This is a genomic window from Pseudorhodoplanes sp., from assembly GCA_032027085.1.
Lineage (GTDB): Bacteria > Pseudomonadota > Alphaproteobacteria > Rhizobiales > Xanthobacteraceae > Pseudorhodoplanes.
The window spans coordinates 711,746-737,491 of sequence record JAVSMS010000001.1; the positions used below are offsets into that span (position 1 = coordinate 711,746).

Consider the following 25,746-nt stretch of genomic DNA (forward strand, 5'->3'; position numbering starts at 1 on the left):
CTGGCAAGGCCCCAGTCGCGCAAAGCTGATTTTTCAAGAATGGCTATAACGATGCATGTTTACACTTGCCGCTTGCTGGCCAGCGAGGCCCGCCAATGACGTCGTCAGATCGCGCAGCGTCGCTCTTGCAGTCACGAGGTCTTCACTGATCTCGGTTGACTTGAACTGGCCAATGACATCCTGAAGCAAGAGCAGCGCATCATGCGGGCGACCGTTCTGCTGCCAGAGCCGCGCCAGATCGCAGGACGCGCGCAACTCCCAGGACCGTGCCTGCTGCGTTCTTGATACAGTGATGCTCTCGGACAGAAGCGCCTCTGCTTCCGCCGTACCGGCGCTGCTGGCGGCCAAAATCAGCGCCGCCTTCACACGAAGTATTTCGGCGATGGCCCAACGTTCGCCTGTCTCTGAGGCAACCGCAATGGCCTGTTCGATCGTGACCAGCGCCCGATCCATCCGGCCGATCGCGGCATAAGCTTGCGCTTCGATGGCCAGGAACAAGGGCAGCCACAAGCGGGCGCCGGTCTTGCGCCATTTTTTTAGACCGGCCTGTAGCACCTCGATGCCCTCCGCAGGCTGATTCTGCATGAACTTCGCCCAGCCGTTCAGGATCTCTGCACCGGCTGCCCAGAACGGGAAGCCGTGTTCCTGGCAGAGCGCAATGACAACCTCGGTATAAGCGATGGTGCCGGAAGCATCGCGCCGGAATACGTCGAGCATCCCGCGGGCGTGACAGATCGTATAGGCCGTTGTGTGCGGGTGACCGAGCCGTTCGGCCGACGCGACGGCTTCTTTCGCGACCTGCGCGGCCTGTTCGACATGGCCGAGATGCCACAGCGCCCATGACAGATAGCAAAGACCTGCAGCGCCGATATCCTGCCCGTATTGATAGCGGAAGCGCGCGTGATTGAGCGGATCGTAAAGCGATCTCGCTTCCTCAAGATGCCGCCGCCCCGGGACAAATTCTCCCATCGTTACATACGTGGTGCCGAGCGTACGGTGCGCTATACAAAGCGCCGCGCGGTCCTTGGCCTGTTCGGCTGCCTTCAGGAATTCGACGGCCGCCTGCTGCTGAAGCGCAACTTCTCCGGCGACATAATAACAAGCCCAAATCCCGTACAGGACGGCGAAGCGGTCCGACGATTCGGTCAGATGATGGAGCAGACCTTTGGCGCGCAGCAGCACGTCCTTGGTTTCGGAGGCCGCATAGCCGCGGCCTGCAATCAGCGCCTGCCCAAGGATGACGTCGATGCCAAGCTGAACCCTTTCCCGCTCCGACGATTCGGGCAGCATTTGCAGCAGATCCAGCCCTTTCTGCAGATGCCGGATGGCTTCCACATTCGCCGACCGCAGAACCGCGCGCTCACCGGCCTTGCGCAGATAGGCGATCGCTTCCTCAAGGCGGCCGGCCTGCGCGAGATGGTGCGCCATAATTTCAGGCTCGTTCTCGACCGTGTCGGCGAAATGACCGCTGAGAACGTCGGCAATGCGGCTGTGCAATTGCGAGCGCCGGCTGCGAAGCAGACTCTCATAGGCGACATCCTGAACCAGCGCATGCTTGAAGATATAGGTCGCATCCGGCGGCTCCCCGCGCCGATACACGAGATCGGCCGCGGATAGCTGATGCAGTGCCGCGTGCAAGGCCTTTTCAGAGATCGGCGCAACCGCTGCGATCAACTGGTGCGAGAACGAGCGGCCAAGCGCCGCCCCGATCTGGGCAATCTCGCGGCTCGGGCCCAGCCGATCCAGCCTCGCCATCAGCGAGTCCTGCAGCGTCGCAGGGATCGCGAGCGCTGGCAGCGTCCCGCTGATCGCGAAGCGATCGCCCTGGTCGTGCATGAGACCTGATTCAATGACGGTTCTTGTCAGTTCTTCGATAAAAAGTGGTACGCCATCCGTCTTGCTGACGATCTGCTCGTGAATTTCCGCCGGCAATGTCTTGCCGTCCGTCATGTTGAGAAGCAGCGCCGAGCATTGTTCACGGGACAGCCGGTTCAAGCGGATCATGGTGGCGTTCGGATTGTCGGCCCAGGGGGCGACGAATTCGGGCCGCGCGGTCACCACGACGCAAATGGCGGCAGAGGCAAGGTCCTGGATCAGGCGATCGAGCAATTCGAGCGTGGTCGGATCGATCCAATGCGCATCCTCGACGATAATCAGAACCGGCTGTGATTGCGAGGATATCCGAAAATAACGGATCAGCGCATTGATCGTCAGTTCCTTGGTCCGGCGTGGGGTCATGTCGGCGTCGGCAGGACGGGTCGCACCGGGAATCGACAGCAGCGAGGCATACAGCCCAAAATCGGCATTCGCCGACGGCCCCGTTTTGTTCAGAAGCTTCTCAAGCTTGCAAAGCTTCGTTCCCGGATTGTCGTCACGCTCAAATCCCGCCTCTTGCTCGATCTGTCCGATGATGGGCCGTAGCGGCGTGTTGTCGTAATACGGAGAACAGTGATAGCGAAGGACAATGTGATCCTCATCGGCGATTTGCTCCTGCAACGCCTCGACGATCCGCGATTTTCCGATTCCCGCCTCTCCGGAAATCAGAATCGCCTGTCCGTCCGTTTGTCGTGAACGGTTCCACAATCTTGTAAGCTGTTCGAGTTCGTCTTTTCGGCCGATGAATGGGGTCAGGATTTCCCTGTGCCTCCTTCCAAACCGCCCGCCCCCGGCGCTTTCAGAAACGACACGCCAAACCGGAACCTCGCCTGCAATGCCTTTGAGTTCGTGTGTGCCTTTCGATTCGCAAACGAAATGTCCGTGCACAAGCCGAAACGTATTCTCGGCGATCAGAACCGAGTTGGGGTCGGCCATACTCTGCAGCCGGGCTGCCAAATTTGGTGTTTCGCCAATGGCCGCCTTTTCGTTCGCCTGACCGCCGGCAATCGTGTCGACGACGACGAGACCGGTCGCAATTCCAATTCTGACTTGCAACGGCTCGCCCGACGGGAGCGACAAGGCCCCGACCTTCTCCACAAGACTCAACCCTGCCTTGACCGCGCGACCGGCATCATCCTCGTGCGCGCGCGGATAACCGAAATAGGCTAACAGACCATCGCCCATGAAACGGGCCGTATACCCGCCCAGTTCCGCGATCGCTTGGGCGCAAACGGACTGAAAGTCGCTGATGATGCGGCTGAAGTCTTCAGGATCAAGATGGCTCGACAATGTTGTGGATTCGACCAGATCGCAGAACAGGACGGTCAGATGCCGCCGTTCAGCCGGGCGCTGGGCGGCCGCAGCCTGCATGACTGAACGAGACTCAACAACGGAAGGAGTTAACGCGTGGTCTGTTGCACCGGACGATGCGCCTGACTCGGCTGCCATGGCGCGAATGCTGCGCAGCATGGCTTTTCGATGCCCAAGCAGAACCCCCATGCGTTCAAGATCCGCATCGGTGAGTTCAGTCAGGATATCGATGTCTACAGCATTGTCCGCAAAAACTGCGGCGTATTGTCCAAGGCCGATCTTATCGAGCCAGACCGCAATCGCGCTCACGACACATGATGCCTTAAGATAGAGACAAGCAGCGTCTAACCGTCGATTTCGCCAAATTTTATATCAGCTTCGGTGCGGCGTGTCATGGCATCGCCCGGTACCCGTTCCGGTAGAAACGCAGCCAAGCCGCTCAGTTTTCTTGGACTTTGGCGCGCGGTCACTTTTTAGTCACAATTGCATTCGCGGTTAATGACGTTGACGATGAAGTCTTTGTCGTCGACCACGGCAAAATGCGCGCCCTCCCGCATATAGGTCTGCAACCTGCTGTTGGTGAAGCGGCCCCAGCCGAGCGCATGCTCGCGCGTGACGTAAGGATCCTCCCGTGCGTAGAAACACGTCACCGGAATGTCCCAAGGCGGCTCCGCCTTAAAGATGTAGTTATTGGCCATGCGGAACTCCGCGCGGATGACCGGCAGCATCAGCTCGCGAAGCTCGGGCTCATCCAGAAGCTGCTCTGTCGCGAGGATGTTGAAGCGGCGGATAATAGTGGCGAAGACATCGTCGGGCTGGGCATGGGACGGCAAATTCATGCGGAAGCCGGCGAGATGCATCAAGTCACGCAGCAATTGCTCCTCAAACGCACCTTGGTCGGCAAGCTTGTCGGGAGGTCGGGCACCTGACACGAACAAATGATGTGGCCGATATGGCGTCGTGTGCACAAGCCGGCGTGTGGTCTCATACATTGTGAGCCCGCCGAGACAATGCCCGAAAAAGGCGAAAGGCCGATCCAGCCTGCCCTCAAGCTCCGACACCACATGGTCGACGAATTCATCAATGTCGCTGACGGCCTCTTCCGAGATGCGATTCAGCCGGCCCGGCGGCTCCGTCGCGATGACTTCAATATCCTTGTCAATGGATGGCACCCATGTGCGGTAGACTGCCGACCCGCCGCCGGCAAAAGGAAAGCAGAACAATCGAAAGCGCGGATCGTTGCGCGGACCAATCGGCGTCAGCCACCTCCCGCTTTCCGCTTGCGGCTGCGTCGGCTCATCTGCTTGCACGCCGGCAAATGCCCCGCCGGTTCCAGCCATGATGCCATCGACCAATTCGTTCAGGCTCGGCCCGCGGATCAGCTTTGCCATCGGAATGCGCGTGCCCAATGCGCTTTCCAGCCGGTTGATCAACGTGATCGACATCAATGAATCGAGACCATATTGCTGCAGTGAGCGCGCAGGATCGATCGATCCTGCAATGCCCAACGTGCTCGCAACCGCCTTCGCAGTAAAATCCGCCAGCAGCGCGCGCTGCTCTGGAGCCGTCGCCTTCGCCAGGTGCGCGCGCAGATCGGCAGCATCGCGTTCGGGCTGCGCAGCAGGCGCGGCGGCGGAAAACTCGCGCCGCAACTCATCATAGAGCGGCGGCACGTTCTTGAATTGACGGAAAAACACTGGCCAGTCGGTGATGGTAATCGCCGCATGCCCCTGGCATTTGCCGATCAATGCATCGAACGCGGCCCAAGCCTCATTCGTCTCGATATATTGCGTTCCGCGGGCGCGCCACAAGGCGCGTCCCTTGTCGCCGGAGGCGGTCGCCAGTCCCTCTGCGGCCCACGGCCCCCAGTTCAAGGCAAGGCTCGCAAGCCCCTCCTGCCGGCGGCGGGCGGCAAGCGCATCGAGGAACGTGTTGGCCGCGACGTAATTGGCCTGCCCGGCCGAACCCATGAGGCTGAGTACAGACGAAAACAATACGAAATGCTCGAGCGGATATTTGCGGGTGAGCTTGTCCAGAAGCCAGGCGCCGACGACTTTCGCCTCCATCACGCGCCAGAATTTCCGCCAATCCATCTGCGCAAGAATGCCGTCGTCGAGCGATCCGGCGCAGTGGAACACGCCCTTGACGGGCTTGCTTCTGTCCAGCTTCGCAAACAGCACCTTCAGGTCGCGTTCGCTTGTGACGTCGGCCTGACGCACAATGACCTCTGCGCCCAAGGTCGTCAGTTCGTTACAAAGCATTGGCGCGCGCGGATCGCCCTCGCCTTGCCGGCTGACCAGTACGAGATGCCTGATCTTGTGCCGCGTCACCAGCCACTTTGCGAGTTCGGAGCCAACAGCGCCAAGCCCTCCCGTAATGAGATAGCAAGCATCGGGATCGAAATGCGCCTGAACGCCAGGCGCTGGCATGCGGACCAGACGCGCTGCGAAACGCTTGCCGTCGCGCATGGCAGCCTGGTCTTCGCGCCCGCCATTCAGGATGTGCTCAAACACCGTTTCGGCCGCTATCCGCGCTGAAGCCTGTGGGTCAAGATCAATCAGCCCACCCCAGGCATTCGGATGCTCCAACGCGGCGCTGCGGCCCAATCCCCAGATCGTGGCGCCCATCGGATCGACAGGTGCACCATCTCCCTGGACGGCAACGACGCCCCGCGTCACCAGCCACACGCGCGCTGCCGCAGATTGCGACACGGGCGCTTGCGCAAGCGCGCGGAATACGGCGGCAGCGCCTCCCACAATCCTGTGCTGCAGACGGTCGATATCCGCCGCGCTCCTGATCCTCTCGTCTATGTCCAAATGGCGGAGATCGATAACTCCCCGCAAGGGCGGCGTCTCGGCGTCCGACATGGCGTTCATTGTGCGCTCAAGAGACGCAATCATGTCATCGATCAGCGAGGCCGGCTGAACCTGCCGGTCGAGATGGTCTGCATGAAGCAGCTGGCAGGCATCGCCCCGTCTGGTCAATTGTGCGGCGAGTTCCCCTCCCACACCCCGTCTGTCGGCAAGGATCAGCCAGGACGAACGCGGCACGCCGGCTTTTTCGGGAAAGGCGTCTCTGTCATAGGAGGACCATTCAAGCCGATAGAACCACTTCTTCGTATCCGGCTCACGATCGCCGGCCAAAGCAGCCGCGGGCAAGATTTTCAGCAGCAACCCGTCCATCACGGCGACGCTGCGACCGTCGTCGTCAAGAACGTTTATATCGACGGTCAATGTTTGCTGTTGCGGATCCTGCTCGCGTCGCCGCGCGTGAACCCAGACATCGCGACGCGGCGGGCCGGACAGAACAAAGCGTTCGAGCCCGACGGGCAAATATGTGGATTGCGCATCCGGCTCTACATCCAGCTCGCCGTATTCCTCGGCGAGGGCCGGATAGACGTGCAGGCAGGCATCGAGCAAGGCCGGATGCTGGCCGGCGCCCGGCAGCGACAGATGCGGAGGAAGGCTCACCCGGGTCAGCGTCTCGCCGGTGCCGCGGTAGAGTTTTGCAATGCCGCGAAACGATGGGCCGTATTGAAGGCCCAATGCCCGAAGGAATGCGTAACAGGCTTCCCCCTCAATCTCCGTCGCGCATCGCGCCTTGATCGCGTCAACGGATGTGGAGATCGTGATCCTTCGATTGTCGGCTGTGTCGAGCCGTACCTGACCCGCGATGTGCGATTGCCACTGTTCCCCGACAAAACTGGCAAGACGAATGTTCCTCCCACCATTGTCGGCAGGCGAAAGAATGATCTGCACATCGCATCTCTCTTCCTCCGGAACAATCATGGCCCTGTGATACTGGACATTCGCCAATTGAACCTGGCCCGACAAACCAAGCCCGCGCGCGGCGTCCGACATCGCCGCCAGTGCGGCGACGAATGGCAAGACCGGAAACCCGTAGATGCGGTGATCGCTCAGATAGGGAAAGTCACGGAGAGAAAAGGTCTGTTCGAAGATCGCATCGTTCGAGGCCGAGGGCAGACGCCGTCCCGCCAGACTTCCGACCGGCGCCGAAACACCGTCTTCGGGTCTGCCATGTCCGTCGATCCAGTATCGATGACGCTCGAAGGGATAGGTTGGCAGCGATATACGACGACCTCCGGCGCCAGCGTTGAAGGCGGTCCAGTCAATATCGTGGGCGCGCGTGTACAATTCACCGACACTTTCAAGAAGCGTCCGGACCTCCCGCCCCTTGCGCAAGGACGGGAGCCATGCCGACTGCACGTCGGCGGCGCATTGGCGGCCCAACGCAAGCAGCACATCGCCCGGACCGATCTCGACATATTGCATTATGCCGCGTCCCGTCGCGACGGACAGCGACTCGTTGAAGCGCACCGGCTTGATGGCATGCTCAACCCAGTAATCGGCGGACGGCGCTTCCGACATCAGATTTCCGGTCACCGTCGATATCCAGCCGATCTTGGGCGCCGAAGACGGAATGCGCGAAGCGGCGTCCTTGAATGCAGCCATGGCAGGAAGCATGAGCGGTGAATGGAAGGCATGCGACACCGACAGCTTTTGACCGGCCACGCCACGCTGTTCGAGAGCGGTGAGCATCTGCATCACGCTCTCGTCGGAGCCCGAAATGACCGTGCTCTCAGGCGCGTTCAGCGCCGCGATCGCCAGGTCCTCGCATTGCAGCTCGTTCATTGCGGCAGAGACACACTGCTGATCTGCGGCGATGGCCGCCATGCTGCCCGGCCGCAGCGACTGCATCAGCTCGGATCGCCGGAGGATGAGCGACAGTCCGTCCTCCAGCGTATAGGCGCCGGCGCAGAATGCGGCGGCAAATTCGCCGACGCTGTGCCCCAGCACAATGTCCGGCACGACGCCCCAGGATTGCCACAGATTGACCAGCGCGCACTGAACGGCATAGAGCGCAGGCTGGGTGTTGCAGGTCTGATCGAGTCGCGTGCGATCACCCGATCCGAACACGATGTCCTTCAATCTATAGCCGCGGGTCGCGGCAAAGATTTCGTCGCAGCGGTCAAAAGTCTCGCGGAAAAGCGGTTCACGGCGGTAAAGCTCCGCCCCCATTCCGGGATATTGCGAGGCCTGTCCGGAGAACAGGAATGCAAGGCCGGGCGCTTCGTCCTGCGGCGCAGGAAAGGACAAGGATGCAGCGGCGCGCAATTTGTCTCTCAGTTCCGGCATCGCATCGGCGACGACGGCAAACCGAAAGGGGAAATGCTGCCTGCCTTCTGTCAGGGTCCGGCTGGCATCCGCAAGCGAGATATCGGAGCTCTCATTGGTAAAAGCTGCGTGGTTGTGAAGCGATGCCTTCAATGCGTCTGCTGTCTTTGCGGAGAAGACGAACAGAAGCGGCTGGGACGCAGATTGAGTCTTACCTTTAACAGGAGGCGCCTCTTCCAGAACCGCGAAGGCGTTAGTGCCGCCCAACCCAAGCGAATTCACTGCGGCATGGCGCCGGCGCCCCTTGCCGGACCAGTCGCGGCATTCGGTGTTCACGAAAAAGGCGCTGGCGGCCAAGTCAAACTTCGGATTTGGCCTGAGAAAGTGAAGACTCGGCGGAATCTTTTTATGATGCAGCGCGAGCGCAGTCTTGATCAATCCCGCCATGCCGGCGCATTGCTCGAGATGGCCAAAATTGGTCTTGACCGAACCGATGGCGCAGAATTGACGCTTGTCCGTCGCGGTGCGAAATGCCCGCGACAATGCGCCAAGTTCGAGGGGATCGCCGACGACCGTTCCGGTGCCGTGACATTCAACATAGCCGATATCGCCTGCGTCGACTTGCGCAACATTCATGGCCTCGACCATGGCATTGGCCTGGCCCTGAACGCTTGACGCCGTATAGCTCACCTTGTCTGCGCCGTCGTTGTTGATCGCCGATCCGCGAATAACGGCATAAATCCGGTCGCGATCCTCCAGCGCCCGGCTCACGTCCTTGAGGAGGACAGCGCCGACACCGCTGCCAAAGAGTGTTCCTGTCGCGTCCGCGTCAAACGCACGGCAACGCCCGTCGCGAGACAGGATGCCACCCTTGATGCTCTGATAGCCGACCTTCTGCGGGACCCGCACCGTACTTGCGCCCGCCAGCGCCATGTCGCATTCGCCGGACAGAATCGACTGACAGGCCAGGTGCACTGCCACCAGCGACGTCGAGCATGCCGTCTGCACATTGATGCTCGGCCCGGTCAGGTTGAGTTTGTAGGAGATGCGCGTACTGACAAAGTCCTTGTCGTTGCCAAGATGTGACAGGCTGCCGGTATACCCCCGCAGGTCGCTGCTCGCGGCAATGCGGTCGAGCAGATAGGAGCTGGCGATGCCGCCGCAGCCGACAAAGACGCCCGTTGCCCCGCCCGGCCGATAGCCGGCATCCTCGAAGGCCTCCCAGGCGACTTCCAGCAGCAGCCGTTGCTGCGGGTCCATGAGCCGCGCCTCGCCCGGCGAATATTCAAAGAAAGGCGCGTCGAAATATTCGATATGGTCTAGAAGAGGGGCGGCTTTTACATAGTCCGGGTTGCGGATTGTCTCCTGCGGGACGCCGGCGCTCAACAGATCCCTGTCGGAAATCTGCGTGATGGATTCGACGCCGGCGATCAGATTGTTCCAGAAGGCGTGGCAATTGGGCGCGCCGGGAAACCGGCAAGACATTCCGATGATGGCGACCCCCGGCTGATCCGACCGGGGTTTCACTTTTTCCTCCGCGTCCGCCGCAGATGCGCCCGTGCCATGGCCGGCGACAGGTCCTGCCCGCGATGAACCAATGCGTCCCCCGGCTGCAAAGCCAGCCGATAGGCCTGCACCAGATCGCCAACGGTTCGCAGGTTGGTCACGGGAACCAGTTCGGCAAACGGATCTGCGTCGAGCGCCAGTTCAAGCTCGGAGATCAGCGTCGCAAGATCGAGCGAAGACAGACCTAATGTGTCGCTCAGCTTGTCCTTGGCGGAGAGCTTCGGCACATCGCGCGACTGCTCTCTCAGAATGGCGTGGATCTGCTCATGCACGATCGCTTCGACGCGGGCAGATTTATCAGCCGTCAACATGTCAGCCCCCCGTCGACCGCAATGACCTGACCGGTAACAAAGGCCGCCTGGTCCGACGCCAGAAAGTGGACGGCATTGGCAATGTCTACCGTGCGGCCGAGCCGACCCATCGGCGTCCGCCTTGCGATCTGCTGGCGCGTCTTGTCGGAAACGCCGGCCACCATCCGACTTTCGAAATATCCGGGCGCGACGGAATTGACCCGGATGTTGCGCGGGCCGAGTTCGCGCGCCAGGCTCCGCGTCAGTCCGTCAACGCCCGCTTTCGCGGCGCTGTAAATACAGACGCCCGCATGGCCACGCAGCGCATTCACCGACGAGATATTGATGATGCAGCCCGATGCCTGCCGCAGCATGACGCGGGAGCACGCTTGTGCGAGCAACGCCGCCGCCGTCAGATTGGCGCTGATGCAGTCGCGGATATCCTGCACGCGCATGGTCGCAAGAACGCCTTCCGCGCCGACGCCGGCGTTGTTGACAAGGACGTCGATACGGTCGAACTTCGCAATGACCTCCTTCACAAAGGCGCGCACGGCCTCGGCATCCTGGCCATCCACGGCGGCCCAGAGGAAGTCCCTTCCGCGCGGGTCCTTTGTCTGCATTCTTTCGATGAAGGACGTGGCGGACCGGCTGATCGTCGCAATGCGGTAGCCGCGTTCCTGAAAGCCGGTGACGAGCTCTGCGCCGAGACCACGGCTACCGCCGCTGATGAGCGCGACCGGCTTCCGGCTTGCAACCCGTTTGGCCATGACCATTTCACCACTAAGAACGCAATGAAAGCCCCGCAGAACTGCGCAATTTCTTAAATCGATACGAATGCTGATCTTCGCCGGTCACTTCCACCGCGACCGGAATCTTGTAAGGCTGCAGGCGATCCTTGCAGAAAGCGCGCAGCCGCTGCTTGAGGATGCCGGCATCTTCGTGCCTTTGCAGCGTGACACGCGCACAGACCACCTGCCCGGTCATCGGATTCGGCCGGCCGAACACCGTTGCGTCGCGGATATTGCTCATTGTCAGCAGGACGTTCTCGACTTCAGCCGGATGCACTTTCTCTCCGCCGACATTGATAAACTCGGTCTTGCGGCCGAGAATGCGCAGATAATCCCCCCTGATCTCGACCGCATCCTGCGTATTGAACCAGCCGTCCTCGATGAACGGGGACGGGGCGTTCAGGTAGCCGAGCATCGCTGTCGGCGATTTGATCCAAAGCACGCCATCGACCACCCGGACATTGAAACCATCGGACCCTAGTCTGATCCAGGTCGAGTCCGTCGTCTCCGAACGGCTTGGCAGAATTCCCAGTTCCGAAAGACCATAGGTCTGCTTCAAACGCACCCACGGCATGGCCTGCCGCACGGCCGCGAGCGTGGAATCCGGCATCGGCTCGGTGCCGTACGTCACCATGGTGAGCGAACGCAGGCTGTAACGGCGTGCGGCATCCGCAATCAGCATCATCCTGAGAAAGGTCGGCGTCGTGGGGAGAAGCTCGACGCCTTCCGCATCGATCGCGGCGCAAACCGCATCGACGGTTCGGCCGTGCGCGGTGACCAGCGTTCCACCGTTGCACAACACGTGCAGCATGGTGTTGATGCCACCGATGTGATCGAGCTGGAGAAATACCAGCGTTCGCAAAGCCGGACGTGGCTGCTTGAATCGTGTCAGCAGCCTGTCGAGGTCAAGCAGCACCGCCTTGCCGGCGCCGGTCGAACCGGAGGTGAACAGGATCAGGCCTGCGGCCTCATTGGCTGCGATCTGCCGCAACAAGGGATGCGCAGTCTCTCGCCTGTGCAGCGTCGCAAGGCGCGGCTGGTCCTGCTCATCAAACTCAACCTGAGCGGAGACTTGCGCGATCTCTTTGAATCTACCGTGAGCGTCGGAGGTCGCCGCCGTCAGCGGCACAATGATGTTTCTGTTGACAATCGCCGCGATGAAGAGAGCGCAGGTGTTCGGCGAATAATCGCCGGACATGGCCAAAACCTGGCCGGCACCGATGCCGGCGCCTTTCAGCGCGTCAAGTTGTTGGACGGCTTTCTCGCAAAGGATTCGATAGCTGAATGTCCGACCCTGCCAAATCAGCGCCGGCCTGTCGCCAAAGCCTGCCAGACGTTTGAACACCCAATGAGACGACATGGCACGTGATCACATCAATAATACAAATCCATTGCTTCCGATCAGGTGTGGCGCTCCCCCATGGCCGCGTCCCGGTAGGACTGCAGCGCGTCCAGCGCGTTCATGGCATGCAATACAGAATCGATGACGTGCGATGGAAATTCCCGCTCTTCGAGAACCGCCTTGACCTTGAGCTTGTCTTCCGGACTGACCTGCAAGCCCGAAAGCCCGCCGGACTTGCTTACATGCGCCGCCTGGTGCGCCATGGCGGCGAGCGCCTCGAATGAATGGTGCCAGAAGTCTCCGCGCGTCGCGGCGAAGCGCGCCATCGATTCCAGCATGTTCGGGCTGGATTGCGGCGTCGAGAAAAGCCACGATAGCATCCAGGCCAGCATCATCGGCGCGGCTGCGGGCAGCGTGGTGGGCGCCGGCGGGGGCGGCATGGCAAAGGCGCCGCTGAACGATGTCGCCTTCGGCCTCTCGGCAGATCGCTTCAGCACCCGGAGTTCTTTCTCCAGGGATTGAATTCGCTTCAGTAGATCGGCGTCACCCGCCGCGCCTCGGTCGTGCTGCTCGCTCATGATCGGCTCCGTTTAACTCGATCAGTCACAAACAAGATGTCGAAATCGAAGGCTGTCCCTGAATGAAGTCTTATCGTGCATCTTCTCACCAAAGACGGTGTCCGTCCATAGCGGAAACCTGCGATGCGGACGCCGCGCCAGCCAATGGAAATGCCGGCGAATAATGATCCGCCGGCATTTGGACAACCGATCGGTTGTCCCGCGCTCCCAGGCCTTACGGGGTAAACCGGTCGTTCTCGTCGCGTGCGAAGGGGGCAGCCTTGGTGACATCCCACTGATTGGCCTGGCTGATGCCGCCGCCGCCCTGCGCCCTGTATTCATGCGCATTGGCGGAGAAAGCAAACAGCGCGACCGTGACGGCGGCGATGGCGACGATGGCGGCTCGAATGTTCAACATGTTCATTCCTCCTCTGTTGGCGATGCCAAGGGTGACATCAGCGCATGGACGATGCCGCGGCGCGCCGAGGATGTATGTGATCTGGTCCACATTCCAGATTGGCGTTCGTGCGGCCGGCTTACGCGTTGGCAGGTCGTGCTTGGCCTGCCATTTCGGACCGGGACCGCGCATATAGTGCAGTTCGGGCCGGTAAGGCTGGAAGAGCTTGCGCAGCTCGATGGCGAATGCGGCCAGTTCGGCGTGGAAGCTCACTGATGTGTTCGGATGTGGATGTAAGGTGCAGTCGGTCATGACACTCGCTCTCCTGATCGGGAGCGCCAAAAAAGCGGGCCGGCTCCGCAGAAACCGGCCCGTTCAGTCAGTCGATCTCCCAGTTACGTTCGATCACATGCCGCTCGCCCGTCGGTAGGGGCCTGATCCCATGCGTCTCCCAGCGCATATCCTGCGCGTGGAGCGCACGCCTGTGTGCTCCGCCTGGATGCGGGCAACACATGTCGGTATCGAGCTCTTTGCCCGCCGACAATTGCGTCGAACCCATAAGAACGATGAGCGCAATAGCCACACTGGCTTTGGACATCATGATCGTTCCTCCTCTGTTGGCGACGCCCTCGAAAGGGCGTCGCAGGAGGAAGGCTAGGCGCAGATCATGCAGGATGACTGTAAGCGGGGTCACACGCCGATCATGCGCGGCATTACGACGGCGCAAGCAAAACAGGTTGAATTGGAAGGCGGCGGGACGCCGGTTCGCTGTCGCGCGATCGATTTTCAGGTGATGTACATCGCGTCCAGATGGCTGTCGGCGGCATTCGCCACGGCGGATTCCCTGCTGCCGGTTACCAGGACCGGCCGGCCGTCGGCCGAATGCAGCACGAAGACGACGTAGCCCGGCGGCAACATCGGCGCTTCGGCGCAGAGAAATGCGACCCGTTCCGAAGGAATGCGCCTGATGTAAGCAAGCCGACCCTTGCCAAAGGTTGCAAATTCCGGATCAGAAAGGCCTGGCCGCATGACGTCCTCCGAAGGCCGATGTGGGATCATCGGCATTCGAAAACTAATCCTTGCCCAGCCAGCCGAATGTGAGCCGGATTACATTGCAGGCAGATCGAAAGGAGATGACACGATTTTGCTGAAACTTTTTGGTTCTTATCTGAATGGACTGAGAGCGTATCCGTCATCCTAAGGTGCGAGCCGCGTCAGCGGCGAGCCTCGACGTGACGGCCATAGTCAGAAGGCTGTTTCGATCGAACGCAACCGCGCACTAGCTAAATGCCGCACCAGTCCCGCGCCAGTCGCGAATAAAGCTCGGTCGCCTGTTCAATATTGGATACGAGACAATATTCATCCGTCTGATGCGCCAGCGCCAGTTCACCGGGGCCGAGGATCACGGTCGGCGGCGCCCCCAACATGGGCGTCAGCACCGACGCATCGGTGAAATACGGCGCACTTCCCAGCCTGCCGTCGAAACCCGTTATGTCCCGCGCGGTGCGAAACACATCCCTGATCCAGGTATCGTCAGGATTGGTCCAGACACCTTGTGCATCGAGTAGCGGCTTGAACGTCACCTCCGTTCCCAGATAACTCGCGAGTTGCTCGCGCAGCTTCGCGTGGCTTTGCCCCGGGATCGTGCGGATATCGATGCCGATCGCCGCGCGGTCCGGCACCGAATTGACGTTGATGCCTCCGTGAACGGTGCCGACATTGAGCGTTGGACCGCCGAGCACATCGTGGCGCGCTACGTTGAAATCAAATCCCTCCAGCGCCGTCACCGCACGTGCGGCCTTGTAGACAGCGTTGACGCCCTTGTCAGGCATCGATCCGTGCGCGGTGACACCCCTCGTTTCCGCTTCGAGCCAGAGCGCGCCCTTGTGTCCAACCAGCGGCTTGTTGCCGGTCGGCTCCGCCACGATGAAGGCTCCGGCCTTGCCGATATCGGCGGCGGGAATCGCTGCCGCGCCTTCACACCCTGTCTCTTCGCCGGCGGTGATCACAAGCAGAACGCCGGGACTTGCCGCCAGCCTATCGGCGAGTGCGATGCAGGTGGTGACGAAGGCGGCGACACCGCTCTTCATGTCGGAGGAGCCGCGGCCATAGAGCCTGCCGTCTGCGATCTCGCCGGCGAAAGGATCAACCGACCAGGGCTGCGCGCCAAGCGGCACGGTGTCGAGATGGCCGGTGAAGGCGAGCGGCAGGCGGTCCGCCCGGCCGCCGATGCGCGCGATCAGTTGCGCCCTTCCCTCGCCGAAGGAAAGTAGCTTGACCCCGAAACCGGCAGCTTCCAGCAGCGCCGCGAGATGCTCCGCACAGGGACGTTCCGCGCCCGGCGGATTGATGGTGTTGAAGCGAACGAGTTCCTGCGTCAGCGTGACGGATGACAACATGATCTACCCGAAATAGGCCGCCCGCACTTCTTCGCGGGCCGCGAGTTCTGATGGCGTGCCGCTGGTGGCAACGCGGCCTTTCGACAATACAAAGCCGAAGTGGGAAATGGCCAGCGTCTGATGCACATTTTGCTCGACAAGCAGCACGGTGATGCCGCGCTCGTTGATCTGCTGGATAATATTGAAGTTTTCCTTCACGAATAGCGGCGACAAGCCCAGCGAGGGCTCGTCGATCAGAAGAAGCTTGGGCGCGCACATCAGCCCCCGCCCGATCGAAACCATGGCTTGCTCGCCGCCCGACATCGTTCCCGCAAGCTGGTCGCGCCGCTCGGCCAGGCGCGGAAATATCTCGAATATCTCGGCCATGCGGGCGCGCATGAGCCTGTCGGAAGGCTCCTGATAGGCGCCGACGCGCAAATTCTCCTCGACCGTCAGCTTGGGGAAGACCTTGCGGCCTTCCGGGATACAGGCAATGCCGGTCGCGATGATCTTGTGCGTCGACAGGCGGGTAATATCGACGCCATTGAACACGATCCGGCCCGCGCGCGCGGGCGTGAGCCCGAGAATCGAGCGCACCAGCGTCGTTTTGCCTGAGCCGTTCGAGCCGAGCAGGCAAGTGATGCTGCCCTGTCGAACGGTGAGCGACACCCCCTGCAGCACGTCGGCCTTGTCGTAGGCTGTCGTGACGCTGTCGAGTTCGAGGATTGCCGTCATCATGCCACCCCGAGATAGGCTTCCTGGACCTGCCGGTCTGCAGCGACCTCGCGGTAGGGACCTTCGGCAATCTTGCGGCCGAAATTGAGGACAACGCAACGATCGGTGATGCGCTCGATCACACCCATTTCATGCTCAACGATCACGATGGTCAAATTCTTGTTGCGTTCGCGCACCAGCAGAATGTCGTCCATCAGTTCGGCGGTCTCGTCATGCGTCATGCCTGCGGACGGCTCATCCAGCAGCAGCAGCTTCGGCGCGCTGATGAGCGCACGGCAGATCTCGATGCGCCGGCGGTCGATCATCGGCAGGCCGGCGACCGGCTCGAACATGCGATCGGCCAGCTGCGGCTCGAAGACCTCCATCAGCAGCCGGGCGGCATGATAGTTCTCCTCGAATTCGCGCTTGAAATCGCCGCGCCGGACGAGATTGAACCAGAGTCCCTGATTGAGGCGCTTGTGATTGCCGATCATGATGTTGTCGAAGATCGACAACGGCAGCGACAGGCGGGACCGCTGGAAGGTGCGGGAAATGCCGGACTGATAGACCGCGCGCGGCGCCGCGTTGGTGATGTCGGCGCCATCGAAGGTGATCGAGCCTGCATTGGCGCTGTAGATGCCGGTGGCGACGTTGAAGAACGTCGTCTTGCCGGACCCGTTCGGGCCGATGAGCCCGAGGATCTCGTTCGGCTGCACAACGAGGTCGAGATTATCGAGCGCCACCACGCCGCCGAATCGCCGCACCAAGCCGCGCGCTTCGAGCAAGGCGGTCATGGGCGCCATCCCGGGAAATAGCGGCGGACCGGCCGCGGCAGCAGGCCTTCCGGCCGGAACAGCAGCACGCCGATGACCATCAGCGCGTAGAGCAGGAAGCGGTATTCCTGAATCGTCTGCAGCTTTTCGGGCACCACGACAACGATGAAGGTCGCAACCACAAGGCCCCAGGGGTTGCCGATCCCGCCGAGCAAGAGGATGGACACGAGGATCAGCGAGTCGGCGAAGGTGTAGTTGTTCGGGGCGACGAAGCCGCCGACCATGCCGAACAGCGCGCCGGCGATGCCGATCAGAAAATTGCCGATCAGGAAGGCGGTGATCTTCCAGCGCGTGACATTGAGGCCGAAACAGCTAGCGGCGGTCTCGTCCAGCCGCAAGGCATCCAGATTGAGGCCGATCCAAGAGCGTTCCAGCCGCCGCACCAGCACGAATGCTACCGCCAGCAAGGCGAGGCTGAGCACGAAGTAATTCATGTAGAACGACAGGGTGATGTTGCCGATCTCGACATTGTCGTTGAACGACCAGCCGAACAGCGACATGCCCTTCACCTGCATGCCCTGCGGACCGCCGAGGACGTCGTTGACCTCAAGAAACGTCTTCAACAGCAGCGCAAAGGCGATGGTCACCACCGCGGCGTAATGGCCGCGCGTGCGCAAGACCGGCAGCAACAGCAGGGAGCCGATCAGAGCGGCCAGCAGGCCGCCGATCAGCAGCACGAGCAAATGCGGCATCGCTGTGTTGTTGAGCACCGCCGACGTGTAGGCGCCGATGCCGAAAAACGAGGCACCGGCGAAATTCAGCACGCCGGCATATCCGAACTGGATATTCAGCCCCAGCGTCGCCACCGTGTAGAGCAGCACGGTGATGATCAACAGAAGGACGAAGTGATCCTCGCGAAAGAAGCCGGCGAGAGCCAGCGCCGCCACGATCGCGACGCCGCCCATGGCGTTCTCGTGATCGGCAAAGGAGCGGCTGACCCGATCGAGCAAGCCAAGCCAGCCGGCGCCGATGACAACGATGACTCCGGCCGCCAGCAGTGAAATGATCATGCTCTGCTTTTCCGCCGCCAGCAGGACGGCGAGATAAGCGGCGGCAATGGCGACTCCGGCGACCCCCGGCCACATCCCTGCGGCCTTCCTGTCTTTCCTCCCCATTGCGTCAAACCCGCTCACTGATCTTTTCCTGGATCAGGCCGGTCGGCCGCCAGGCCATGATGGCAATGACAATGGCGAAGGCGAAAACATCCTTGTAGGCGCTGGCGAATGGCAGCAATACCGTGCCGATGATCTGCAGTGCGGCAAAGAGGAAGCCGCCCAGGATGGCGCCATAGATGCTGCCGAGACCGCCGATGATCGCGGCGGAGAAGCCGACCACACCGAGATAAAGTCCGATCCCGAAATTGATCTCGCTGTAATAGAGCCCGTTCATCACGCCGGCATAGGCCGCGAGGCCCGATCCGATGGCGAAAGTGACGAGAACGATGGCCGTGAAATTAATCCCCATGGTGCGGGCGGTTTCCTCATCCTGTGCGACCGCACGGATTGCGAGGCCAAGCTTGGTGCGATTGAGCAGGAATTGAAGCCCGACTATCACAAGCACGCCCGCCCCGAGCATGAGTACATTGTCGAGTCGCAAATTGAATCCGCCGATATCGACCGAACCGCGCGGCAGCAACGCGGGAAACGGCTTCGGATTGGCTCCCTGCGGATAGAACAGTCGCACGCTTTCACGCAGCACCGTACCGAGCATCAAGGTGATCAGCAGCGTATTAAGCGCCGGGGCCGAACGCAGCGGCATCACGAGATAGCGCGCGATCAGCATCCCGAGCAGCGCCATCGTCAGAATCGCGATCACCAAAATGACGATGAGCGTGATCCAATGCGACTTCAGGCCGAGTAGATTGAGACCCGCAAAGACCGCCAGCGCCGTGAAGGCCCCGACCGTAAGCACGTCGCCATGCGAAAACTTGATGATGTCAAGTACGCCGAAGAACAGCGTGAAACCGACCGCAACCAGAGCATACATCATGCCGAGCATCAGCCCGTTCATGACGTACTGGGCAAGCAAACCAGCGTCCATGATGTGTATTGGTCCGAGGTGAGATCAGCGTGAAACAGGGGCCGCGCGCTTGGCGGGCGGCCCCTACTGCACAATGCTATTTTTGCCCCGGCAGCTTGCGCTTGCCACTGGCATATTCGCTGTCGTCCCACTCGACGAATTTGCCGTCCTGAACCACATATTTGGTGATTACCGGCACGGTATTCTGCCCGTGATCGTCGAACGTGATCTTGCCGACGATTGAATCGCGATCCTTGACCTTGGCGAGCTCGGCAATAAACTTCTTCCGGTCAGGTCCGACTTTCTCAATCGTGTCGAGGATCATGTCCATCGCCGCAAACGCGAAGGGGCCGTAGGCCTCCGGCGGATTGTCGTATTTCTGGGCGGCGTATTTCTCCATGAAGAACTTGCCGCCCGGCAATTTCTCGACCGGCGCGCCTTCACGGAAGGCGAGCGAGCCTTCGGCCAGCGGGCCAAGCCCCTGAATAAAGGCATCGGACACAATGCCGGAGGTACCGTCGAACAGGGCCTTGATGCCGAGCTTGTCCATCTGCGAACGGATGCGCACGCCGATTGGCGTCAGCCCGCCGAAGTAGATCACGTCGGGATTGAGTGCCTTTATCTTGGTCAGTTCGGTGGCGAAATCCTGCTGATCGGCGGTGACGCCGAAGGTACCGACGATCTTCGCCTTGCCGATCTTGGCGAGCGCCTTGCTGAAATACTCGTTATGGCCCTTGCCGTAGTCGGTGGTGTCATGGATGACGGCCACGGTCTTGTAGCCGAGCTTCGAGATCAACTCCGCATTGGCGTCGTTCTGGTTGATCATCGTGCCGTTGACGCGATGAATTTCCGCGTACTTGTTGCGATAGGTGATATCGGGCAGCACCGCGCCCCAGACGATCACCGGAAAACCGAACTTGTGATAGACGTCGACGGTGGCAATCGCCGCCGCCGAACAATAATGCGTAGCGCCGGCGATGATCTCCCTGTCGGCCGCCATCTTGGTCGCAACCTGCACCGCCACGTTCGGCTTGCACTCGTCGTCGAGCACGACCAGTTCGTATTCATATTTGGACTTCGGATCGGCGTTGCGCAGCTTCACCGCCAGATCGGCGGAGTTGCGGCCGCCGATACCGTTGACGGAGACGCCGCCGGTCAGCGGTCCGATGAAGCCGACCTTGACCTTGTCCTTCGCCTCGGCATCCGCCCAGGCCATGCTGAGAAGCACGGCTGCAATGCCGGTAGCCGCCCATTTGCTCGCAGTCCTCATTATTTGTTACTCCCCTAGTCGTGATGCCCCATCGAGCGCCATCCCTCACGCTGACAGTAGACATGGTTGCGCTTCGCGACGCCTGCGGCAAGTAGGTAATTACAGGTCGCCTGTGCGAATGCCCTCCAAAGGATGAGAGCACCACATGCTCCTGCAATCGCAATGCCAAGTTGCAATCGCAATGCCAATTGCGCCGGCAGAATCGCCTCCGGTCAGCCAGTCGGAGGAATGTTCTGCTCGCAGACCGCCGCCGGCGGGCAATTTTGACATTTTCGGTTGACAATGCGTGCCTGCCCTCGGCTGTGCCGTCACACCTGTCCGAGACCGTTTTTCATGGTCACGGTGACGCAGTGATCGGCAAAACGTTGCTGTATTTGACCTGTTGCAGTGCAAAGCTCGATTCGATCGACGCAATGCCCTCGATACGTGTCAGTTTCTGCTTCACAAAGCGCTCGTAGGCGTCCAGATCCGGGACGACGACACGCAGCCAATAGTCGCGCGAGCCAGTCATCAGATAGCATTCCAGAATTTCCGGCCAGCGCTGGATCGCCTTCTCGAACCGGTCGAGCGATTCCTGTTTCTGCTTTTCCAGCTTGATCGAAACGAAGACGCTGACGGGCAGTCCAACCGCGCGCTGATCCAGCAGCGCGACGTACCGCGAAATCACGCCCGCTTTTTCCAGGTTACGCACCCGCCGCAGGCAAGGGGACGGCGAAAGTCCCACCTTGGCCGCGAGGTCGGCAACGCTGATACGCCCGTCGGCCTGCAGACTTTCGAGGATTTTCCGGTCGAGCGCATCCAGATTTGGAGTTGACATCTTTCACCTAATTCGTGGCTCACCTTGGCAGGATTCGCCAATTTTCCATGGAAAGATAGCTGATTTTGGCAGGTTCTGCCATATTGTCAGGCGCATAATGCGGCGCTTGGCAAAGCGAGCGAACGCCATGGGCCGTCAGCAAAAAGCATCCCACGAACAACTGCGCATTCTCGGCGAGCTCGAACGCAAGGTGCTTTGGCTCGCCAGCTGGATGATCCACAACGCCAATCATCTGCGCGAGAACACGGACGGCCTGAAGGTCGGCGGTCACCAGGCTTCCTCCGCCTCGGTGGCAACAATCCTCACAGCGCTCTATTTCCATGTTCTGCGGGCGCAGGACCGCGTCGCGGTGAAGCCGCATGCCTCGCCGATCTATCATGCGATCCAGTATCTGCTCGGCCGGCAGACACGCGAGGCACTGGAGAACTTTCGCGGCTACAAGGGTGCGCAAAGCTATCCTTCGCGCACCAAGGATACGGATGACGTGGATTTCTCCACCGGTTCGGTCGGGCTCGGCGGTGCGCAGACGCTCTTTTCATCGCTGGTGCAGGATTACATACGCGCCCACGGCTGGGGGATGGATCGCCCTGAAGGGCGGATGATCGCACTGGTCGGCGACGCCGAACTCGACGAAGGCAATATCTTTGAAGCGTTGCTTGAGGGCTGGAAGCAGGGGCTGCGCAATTGCTGGTGGATCATCGACTACAACCGTCAGAGTCTCGACGCCGTGGTGCGCGAGGGATTGTGGGAGCGTTACGAACAGCTCTTCAGGAATTTCGGCTGGGATGTGACGATCGTAAAATACGGTTCATTGCAGGAAGCCGCATTCCGTGAGCCCGGCGGCGAAGCGCTGCGACGCTGGATCGACACGTGTCCCAATCAGCTTTACTCGGCGCTGGTGTTTCAGGGCGGCGCGGCCTGGCGCAAGCGTCTGCTCGACGACATCGGAGATCAGGGTGACGTGACGACGCTGATCGAGTCGCGCTCCGATGAGCAGCTAGCCTGCCTGATGAACAATCTCGGAGGCCATGATCTGCCGGCCCTGCTCAATGCTTTTGACAGAATCGACCACGACCGGCCCACCTGCTTCATCTGTTACACCGTGAAAGGCTTTGGCCTGCCCTTCGCCGGTCACAAGGACAATCACGCCGGGCTGATGACGCCCGCGCAGATGGAAAGCTTTCGCGCGGCGATGAATATTCGGCCGGGTCATGAATGGGACGGGTTCGAAGGCTTGCAGACGGACCATTCGCAAATCCAGGCCTTCCTTGACGCCGTGCCGTTCGCGCAAAAAGGCCCTCGCCGCCTCACCGCACCGCGGATCGAGGTGCCGGATCAACTCAAGGTGACGATCTCGCCGGAGATGTCGACACAAACCGGATTCGGAGCGCTACTCAATGAGCTGGCGCGCGAGAAGACCGTGCTTGCCGAGCGCATCGTGACCGCCTCGCCGGACGTCACGGTCTCGACCAATCTCGGCCCATGGGTGAACCGGCGCGGCCTGTTCGCGCATGAGCGGATGCCCGACACCTTCAGGAACGAGCGCATCCCCTCCACCTTCAACTGGGAGTTCTCACCCAAAGGTCAGCATATCGAGCTCGGCATCGCCGAGATGAATTTGTTCATCCTTCTGTCCGCGCTCGGGCTGTCGCACACGATCAACGGCGAGCGCCTGCTGCCGATCGGAACGCTCTATGATCCGTTCATTGCGCGCGGCCTCGATGCGCTGAACTACGCCTGCTATCAGGATGCGCGTTTCATTGTCGTGGCAACGCCTTCGGGTATTACGCTGGCGCCGGAGGGAGGCGCCCATCAATCGATCGCGCAGCCGCTGATCGGCATGGCGCAAGACGGGCTTGCTGCATTCGAGCCGGCCTATGTCGACGAGCTTGCGGAAATTCTTCGCTTCTCTCTCGACTACATCCAGAGGGATGGCGACGGCGCCGCGTCGGAGCGCAACTGGCTGCGCGACGCGACCGGCGGCTCGGTTTATCTGCGGCTGTCCACCCGACCGATCGAACAAATCCGCCGGACGATGACACCGGAACTACAGCAGGGCATCGTCGATGGCGCCTACTGGTTGCGCGAGCCCGGCCCCAATTGCCAGGTCGTCGTGGCTTTTACCGGCGCAGTTGCGCCCGAGGCGATCCAGGCTGTGGGGCTTATGAGCGAGGACCGGCGCGATGTCGGTCTTCTGGCCGTTACGTCGGCCGACCGTCTCAATGCAGGCTGGATGGCGGCGCAGCGGGCGCGCGAGCGCGGGCTTGCGCACGCGCGTTCTCACATCGAACGTCTGTTGATGAGCGTGCCGGACCATTGCGGCCTGGTGACTGTCCTCGACGGACATCCGGCGACTCTCGCCTGGCTGGGCGCGGTCTGCGGCCATCGCGTTCGCGCGCTCGGCGTTGAACATTTCGGCCAGACTGGTTCGATCGCTGACCTCTACCGGCATTACGGCATTGATGCGAATGCGATCGTGGCGGCGGCGCAGCAGATCGCGCCCGGCGCCCCAATTCGCCATCTGCGGCCGTTGCGGTCAGCCATATAGCCGTCCAAGCGCGCTCGGATGGCCGCATTTCCTACGCGGATTTGGCACTTGTGACGTCATCGTTGACGCGGCGGATAAACATTCTTTCTATTTTTTCTCGCTCGATCGGTTTCTGAATGACCGGAATATGCCTGAAACGGGAACTAATGCTCTCCGGGCCATATCCAGTCACGAATACAAAAGGTATGTCCCTCTTGGAGAGCACATCCGCGACACGATAGATCATTTGTCCGTCGACATTCACATCGAGGATCGCAGCCTCGAAATCCAATGCCTCGGTGGCATGGACGGCGTCGCCAAGATTGCCGAATGGTCCGATCACCTCGAAACCCAGCTCATGCAGAAGATCGCAGAGGGCCAAGGCGACAATTGCCTCATCCTCAACAACCAGGATTCGATTTCCGGATAAGGCAATCAGCCGCTCAATGTCGCTGTTGCTGCTGTCTTGCATACCCTTGACGAGAAGGTCGGCAATCCCGGTTTTCTCTCCGCAAGGCACGGCAAATTCGCATCGTAATCCATCCTGCCGCCAATCAAATGTGATACGCCCACCCAGCTGCCGCTCGATACTTGTCCGTATGATCCGGGAGCCAAATCCATACGTCGCGGGCTCCGTTACCGATGGCCCACCGGTTTCGGTCCAATTGAGAAACAAGTCACCGTCCTTCAGATCCCATGCGACAGCCAATTTGCCCGCGAGTGAAGACAGGGCTCCGTACTTTGCTGCATTTGTCGTGAGCTCATGCAGCGCCAATGCAAGACTCTGCGCGGCGGCCGGTTGCAATACGATTTCCGGGCCGCTGGCTTTGATCCGGCCTGGATCGCCAGTCTTGTACGGAGCGAACTCCTCCTCCACCAGTCTTTGAAGATTGGCGCCTTGCCAACGTGACTGCGCCAGGACGTTATGGGCTTTCGACAGCGCTCGGATGCGCCCCTCCACCGCGGCTATATACGCCTGCTGATCGTTAGCTTTTGTCAGCCTGATAATGGATTGAACAAGCGCCAGCGCATTCTTGGCGCGATGATCGACTTCCCGCGCGAGCAAGGCCTGCCGTTCCTCCGCCTTTTTGCGATCGGTGATGTCTATGGTTACACCGCTGATGCGGCTGCGCGTCCCCGAAGCCTCGCTGGTGGCGGCGGTCCCAATGCACCAGCGTGTTTGACCATTGGGGCGCACCACTCTGAATTCGCCTTGGTGATGCTCTCCCCGAGCGATGAGGCGTTCGAGTCCGATCTGCAGGTTCATCCAGTCGTCAGGGTGAATCCGACTTCGGATGTTCTCCGAGGTGAGTTCAAAAGTGCCGGGGTCTACGCCGAAGATGCGATACTGACCTTCATCCCATACATACTGATCAGCCTCGCGGTCCCATTCCCATGACCCCATGTTCCCTGCTGCGAGGGCCAAACTGCGGCGCCGCTCACTTTCAACGAGTTTCTCCGCGGCACTTTCCAGTTCCATTGTCCGTTCCGCCACCCGCTTTTCCAGATCGAGATTGAGCAATTCCAGTTGACGCGTTTTTCGGTAGAGATCACAGAACACCCGAACTTTGGCGCACAGCACCTCCGGTATCACCGGCACCGGAACGTAGTCGACCGCGCCCATTTCGTAACCGCGCAGACGGTCCATATCGCTCAAATGGATCGCTGAAATAAAGATGATAGCGGTCTTCTGAAAGCGCGGGTGCTCGCGGATCATGGCTGCGAGTTGAAAGCCGTCCAGGTCCGGCATACACACGTCAACCAGGATGACGGCTACATCGTTTTTCAGCAGATGCTCGAGAGCCTCCCGCCCGGATGCAGCTCTCAACAGCTTCTCGTTGAGGTCGTGCAGGATCGCTTCATAAGTCAATAGCTTCCCCGGCTGATCGTCGACCAGAAGGATGTTAACCGGATCCTGTAGCGACAT

General features: G+C 60.7%; 18 protein-coding genes and 1 pseudogene. 2 read left to right on the forward strand and 17 right to left on the reverse strand.

Going from position 1 to position 25,746, the window contains the following annotated elements; genetic code table 11:
- Positions 1–33 precede the first annotated feature (33 nt).
- Positions 34–3,246, reverse strand: a complete 3,213-nt coding sequence (locus tag RO009_03495; GenBank protein MDT3684091.1) for an adenylate/guanylate cyclase domain-containing protein — start codon at positions 3,244–3,246, stop codon at positions 34–36.
- 108 nt (positions 3,247–3,354) lie between these two features.
- Between RO009_03495 and RO009_03500 the strand changes: the two genes are divergently transcribed.
- Positions 3,355–3,504, forward strand: a complete 150-nt coding sequence (locus RO009_03500) for a hypothetical protein (protein ID MDT3684092.1) — start codon at positions 3,355–3,357, stop codon at positions 3,502–3,504.
- Between the two features lie 155 nt (positions 3,505–3,659).
- Here RO009_03500 and RO009_03505 read toward each other — a convergent pair whose 3' ends face one another.
- From RO009_03505 to RO009_03575, 15 genes are all read right to left on the reverse strand, one after another.
- On the reverse strand, positions 3,660–9,848 hold the full coding sequence (locus tag RO009_03505) for an SDR family NAD(P)-dependent oxidoreductase (GenBank protein MDT3684093.1): 6,189 nt from the start codon (positions 9,846–9,848) through the stop codon (positions 3,660–3,662).
- Positions 9,845–10,198, reverse strand: a complete 354-nt coding sequence (locus tag RO009_03510; GenBank protein MDT3684094.1) for an acyl carrier protein — start codon at positions 10,196–10,198, stop codon at positions 9,845–9,847. The genes RO009_03505 and RO009_03510 overlap by 4 nt, the downstream gene beginning before the upstream one ends.
- On the reverse strand, positions 10,192–10,944 hold the full coding sequence (locus RO009_03515) for an SDR family oxidoreductase (GenBank protein ID MDT3684095.1): 753 nt from the start codon (positions 10,942–10,944) through the stop codon (positions 10,192–10,194). The genes RO009_03510 and RO009_03515 overlap by 7 nt, the downstream gene beginning before the upstream one ends.
- Before the next feature lie 13 nt (positions 10,945–10,957).
- Positions 10,958–12,325, reverse strand: coding sequence for an AMP-binding protein (locus RO009_03520; GenBank protein MDT3684096.1), 1,368 nt, complete (start codon positions 12,323–12,325; stop codon positions 10,958–10,960).
- Between the two features lie 41 nt (positions 12,326–12,366).
- Complete coding sequence (locus RO009_03525; protein MDT3684097.1) at positions 12,367–12,885, reverse strand: hypothetical protein; 519 nt, start codon at positions 12,883–12,885, stop codon at positions 12,367–12,369.
- Between the two features lie 214 nt (positions 12,886–13,099).
- Positions 13,100–13,573, reverse strand: a complete 474-nt coding sequence (locus RO009_03530) for a hypothetical protein (GenBank protein MDT3684098.1) — start codon at positions 13,571–13,573, stop codon at positions 13,100–13,102.
- Between the two features lie 67 nt (positions 13,574–13,640).
- Positions 13,641–13,859 (reverse strand): hypothetical protein, encoded by a 219-nt coding sequence (locus RO009_03535; GenBank protein MDT3684099.1) that lies wholly within the window; start codon positions 13,857–13,859, stop codon positions 13,641–13,643.
- Between the two features lie 188 nt (positions 13,860–14,047).
- On the reverse strand, positions 14,048–14,290 hold the full coding sequence (locus RO009_03540; GenBank protein MDT3684100.1) for a DUF1150 family protein: 243 nt from the start codon (positions 14,288–14,290) through the stop codon (positions 14,048–14,050).
- A 254-nt stretch (positions 14,291–14,544) separates the two neighbouring features.
- Positions 14,545–15,660 carry a M20 family metallopeptidase gene (locus RO009_03545; GenBank protein MDT3684101.1) on the reverse strand — a complete coding sequence of 372 codons (1,116 nt, stop codon included), beginning with the start codon at positions 15,658–15,660 and terminating at the stop codon, positions 14,545–14,547.
- Between the two features lie 3 nt (positions 15,661–15,663).
- Positions 15,664–16,374, reverse strand: coding sequence for an ABC transporter ATP-binding protein (locus tag RO009_03550; protein ID MDT3684102.1), 711 nt, complete (start codon positions 16,372–16,374; stop codon positions 15,664–15,666).
- Positions 16,374–17,147, reverse strand: coding sequence for an ABC transporter ATP-binding protein (locus RO009_03555; GenBank protein ID MDT3684103.1), 774 nt, complete (start codon positions 17,145–17,147; stop codon positions 16,374–16,376). The genes RO009_03550 and RO009_03555 overlap by 1 nt, the downstream gene beginning before the upstream one ends.
- Positions 17,144–18,319 carry a branched-chain amino acid ABC transporter permease gene (locus RO009_03560; protein ID MDT3684104.1) on the reverse strand — a complete coding sequence of 392 codons (1,176 nt, stop codon included), beginning with the start codon at positions 18,317–18,319 and terminating at the stop codon, positions 17,144–17,146. Before RO009_03560 ends, RO009_03555 begins: the two co-directional genes overlap by 4 nt.
- Positions 18,306–19,226: a branched-chain amino acid ABC transporter permease gene (locus RO009_03565; GenBank protein ID MDT3684105.1), complete on the reverse strand. Its 921-nt coding sequence runs from the start codon at positions 19,224–19,226 to the stop codon at positions 18,306–18,308. Before RO009_03565 ends, RO009_03560 begins: the two co-directional genes overlap by 14 nt.
- A gap of 76 nt (positions 19,227–19,302) precedes the next feature.
- Positions 19,303–20,475 (reverse strand): branched-chain amino acid ABC transporter substrate-binding protein, encoded by a 1,173-nt coding sequence (locus RO009_03570; GenBank protein ID MDT3684106.1) that lies wholly within the window; start codon positions 20,473–20,475, stop codon positions 19,303–19,305.
- 337 nt (positions 20,476–20,812) lie between these two features.
- Positions 20,813–21,292 carry an Lrp/AsnC family transcriptional regulator gene (locus RO009_03575; GenBank protein ID MDT3684107.1) on the reverse strand — a complete coding sequence of 160 codons (480 nt, stop codon included), beginning with the start codon at positions 21,290–21,292 and terminating at the stop codon, positions 20,813–20,815.
- 127 nt (positions 21,293–21,419) lie between these two features.
- Between RO009_03575 and RO009_03580 the strand changes: the two genes are divergently transcribed.
- Positions 21,420–23,840, forward strand: a complete 2,421-nt coding sequence (locus tag RO009_03580; GenBank protein ID MDT3684108.1) for a transketolase — start codon at positions 21,420–21,422, stop codon at positions 23,838–23,840.
- A gap of 508 nt (positions 23,841–24,348) precedes the next feature.
- Here RO009_03580 and RO009_03585 read toward each other — a convergent pair.
- Positions 24,349–25,746: pseudogene (locus RO009_03585) on the reverse strand (HWE histidine kinase domain-containing protein).